The following is a 2,959-nucleotide window of genomic DNA, read 5'->3' as shown; positions in this document are numbered from 1 at the left end:
CCGAAATTGAAAAATTTAATAATGCAATATTATTTAAAAAAGACAATAATAATAAAAATATTATATTAATCATGGGGGAACCCTCACTCTACTCCCGCTATAGTGGATATGGCTATCATTTAAATACAACGCCACATATGACAAAAATATTTTCAACCGAAAATAGCTGCATCTTAAATAAATCCCCATTCCAGTTCACCAATAACCCGAGATTCAGTGTCAATGACACTAGCCTTTCACACACCGGAAAATGAAGAAACCCTGTTCAACAATAAATCTATTCTTGAAATGGCAAAATCCAATGGATATAAAACATATTGGTTAGGTTCCCAAGAAATACAAGGTCTGCATGGTTCAAAATATGGTTTTATCGCTCAAAAAAGTGATGATTTAAGGCTAACCAATTATAACGATAATAAATTAGCTAACCTGCTAGCAAAAGTGTTGTCTGATAATGCACAAAAGAGATTTATCATTATTCATCTTTATGGTAATCATTTACCTATGACAACTATGATACAATAGATAAAAAAGCTTTACCAAAAGCAGCAGATTATGATCTCACTATTCATCATACCGACAGAATCATAAATGATATAATGAATGTCATTAATGCAAAAAAAAATAGATTTTAATTTAATTTATACCGCAGATCACGGCGAGATAATCAATGTTGGTCATCGATTGGAAAAAGGAAGAGAACAATATTTGATCCCCTTTATGTATAAATCAACCAATAAACATTTTAATTGTGCTTTTATCGAATCTTTTCGTAATAAAGACGAATACTTGAGTGCTTTGATGAATAAGTATATTTTATCGGAACTGCTTGGCTATGACATTGATAAAAATATTCTTAGAAGCGAAAGAGAATATGATCGAGTGCTAACAGATAATGAAAATATTTTACCTTTTCCCTTGGAAAAATAACAATTATTTAGCAAAAATATTGCTGGATTTCAATTTAAAATCCAGTCTTTGATTATATTCTTTTGAGTTTTTAGATCGACACGATTTAGCAAAGTGTTTTAAAATAGATTTAGCTGCTGCAACATAGATTTTAGCTATGAGTTTACATCAAAGCGCCAACACTCAGTTTTTTGTCTGTGGTGTACTCTTCTAGCTGCTATTAAACTGCTTTTTGAACAAACAGTCGATGTAACGCTCATACCCTTATCATTGTAAAGAGAGTAAAATCGATCTGGGTTGCAGCTTTGTATTACTGAATTGGGTTTTTCAATAGAATATATACTGTACAAAATCATGAGTTACAAATAACATTATGTTTTTAATGCATAATTTACTAACATTTACTCAAATTACTTATAAGATATTGCTATGTCTTTATTAATTACTCAACGCTGTATCAATTGTGATATGTGTGAACCAGAATGCCCAAATGAAGCGATTTCAATGGGAGAAGAATTTTACCACCAAATCAATCCCAATCTTTGTACTGAATGCATTGGCCACTATGATAAGCCAACTTACCAATCTGTTTGTCCGATCAACAATACCATTTTAAAAGATCCTGATAATCCTGAAACAGAAGAACAGTTATGGGATAAATTTGTCCTATTACATCATGCCGATAAAATTTAACTTTCCATAATCACAGTGGCACAAGCATAATTTTGCTCATCAGATAATGATACATGGATATGTTGTACACCTAAAGAATCAGCTAATATTTTTTCTTGTCCTAATAAATTAAGCCCTGGCTTAACTAATTGATCATTAAAAACTTCAAATTGATTAAGCGCTAAACCGTTTCGGATCCCCGTGCCTAAAGCTTTTGCTGCTCCTTCTTTGACCGCAAAACGCTTAGCCAAAAAACGGACTGGCTGAGAATGATGTTGATATTGTCGCCACTCTTGCGCGGACAATATACGCTTCGCCAGACGTTCCTCTAAACGCTTGATAATTTGCTCAATACGTACAATTTCAACCAGATCACAGTACCTAATCCAATAATCGCCATTAACAACGCGCCTCACGAAGAATTTTCTTCATATCAGTCACAGCTGTCGCCATGCCACTAAAGAGTGCTCGCCCAATAATCGCATGGCCAATATTAAGTTCATATATATCAGGCAATTGAGGAATACGTTGAACATTATGATAAGTTAACCCATGACCGGCATTGACCTTAATTTTTTTTTCAGTGGCATAACTTATCGCCTGCTTGATACGTTTAAATTCTTCTTGCTGCTTTAACTCGCTTTTAGCATCAGCATAGGCACCAGTATGAATTTCAATAAAAGGCGTACCAATTTCCACTGCTGCATCAATTTGTTGTTCTTTAGGATCAATGAACAAAGAAACCGTGATACCTGCTTCGGTTAATCGTTTGACCGCCGTTGCGACTAATGCTTATTGCCCAACAAGGTCAAGCCCACCTTCCGTCGTAACTTCTTCGCGTCTCTCCGGTACCAGGCAACAAAATTGAGGTTTGATCTGAAAGGCAAAATTGACCATTTCATCCGTTATTGCCATCTCCAAATTCATCCGGGTTTGTAACGTCTGGCGAAGTAACTTAACGTCGCGATCAGTAATATGACAGCGATCTTCACGCAAATGAACAGTGATCCCATCTGCCCCACAGCTTGTTCAGCAAGAAATGCTGCATGTAGTGGATCAGGATATTGTGTTCGCCGCGCATTTCGCACCGTGGCAACATGATCAATATTAACGCCTAATAATAACTTTGACATATTTAACTCCTGTTATCCATTTCATAGTTTGAATTTCGTTTATCCATGGAATCATAATATATTCAAAGAGGTTTTAATAACCTCGCTTCAACGCGTTTTAGCCAATATGACCTGGTAAAAAAGCTCACGGCTTTTTAATGGACTTCCGCCCAGATAAGGCTTTAGCGCAATAGGGGTAAAACGCTTGGCTGCTCTTAATGTATAGCTGGGCGACTTTAAAATGATTACAAGTAATTACTCTATAT

3 protein-coding genes and 4 pseudogenes are annotated in these 2,959 nt (G+C 35.4%); 4 read left to right on the top strand and 3 right to left on the bottom strand.

Features of this window, described 5'->3' with window-relative positions:
• The 4 genes and pseudogenes from ARSQ2_RS12840 to ARSQ2_RS07195 form a co-directional block, all read left to right on the top strand.
• Positions 1–254, top strand: a pseudogene (locus ARSQ2_RS12840) (hypothetical protein); the annotation flags it as partial.
• Positions 223–525, top strand: a complete 303-nt coding sequence (locus ARSQ2_RS12835; protein ID WP_238334382.1) for a sulfatase-like hydrolase/transferase — start codon at positions 223–225, stop codon at positions 523–525. The pseudogene ARSQ2_RS12840 and the gene ARSQ2_RS12835, both read left to right, overlap by 32 nt.
• An 87-nt stretch (positions 526–612) precedes the next feature.
• Positions 613–930: an alkaline phosphatase family protein gene (locus ARSQ2_RS12830; protein WP_238334381.1), complete on the top strand. Its 318-nt coding sequence runs from the start codon at positions 613–615 to the stop codon at positions 928–930.
• Positions 931–1,338: 408 nt separating this feature from the next.
• Entirely contained in the window at positions 1,339–1,602 is a 264-nt protein-coding gene (locus ARSQ2_RS07195; protein ID WP_181994874.1) for a YfhL family 4Fe-4S dicluster ferredoxin, read from the top strand.
• Here ARSQ2_RS07195 and acpS read toward each other — a convergent pair.
• The 3 pseudogenes from acpS to recO all read right to left on the bottom strand — a co-directional run.
• A pseudogene (acpS, locus tag ARSQ2_RS07190) lies at positions 1,599–1,981 on the bottom strand (holo-ACP synthase). The gene ARSQ2_RS07195 and the pseudogene acpS sit on opposite strands and share 4 nt — an antisense overlap.
• Positions 1,981–2,714, bottom strand: a pseudogene (pdxJ, locus tag ARSQ2_RS07185) (pyridoxine 5'-phosphate synthase). The pseudogenes acpS and pdxJ overlap by 1 nt, the downstream one beginning before the upstream one ends.
• Positions 2,715–2,801: 87 nt before the next feature.
• A pseudogene (recO, locus tag ARSQ2_RS14825) lies at positions 2,802–2,915 on the bottom strand (DNA repair protein RecO); the annotation flags it as partial.
• Positions 2,916–2,959: the final 44 nt, after the last annotated feature.

Origin of the sequence: Arsenophonus endosymbiont of Bemisia tabaci Q2, assembly GCF_902713415.1 — a bacterium.
Classification (GTDB): Bacteria; Pseudomonadota; Gammaproteobacteria; order Enterobacterales; family Enterobacteriaceae; genus Arsenophonus.
Note: the sequence above shows the minus strand (reverse complement) of the source record. Positions and strands in the feature narration are given on the sequence as shown.

What these genes read in the sequence shown, in the direction of transcription:
- ARSQ2_RS07195 (WP_181994874.1), top strand. Translation starts at nt 1,339, where the DNA reads ATGTCTTTATTAATTACTCAACGCTGTATCAATTGTGATATGTGTGAA.
- ARSQ2_RS12835 (WP_238334382.1), top strand. Translation starts at nt 223, where the DNA reads ATGACACTAGCCTTTCACACACCGGAAAATGAAGAAACCCTGTTCAAC.
- ARSQ2_RS12830 (WP_238334381.1), top strand. Translation starts at nt 613, where the DNA reads ATGCAAAAAAAAATAGATTTTAATTTAATTTATACCGCAGATCACGGC.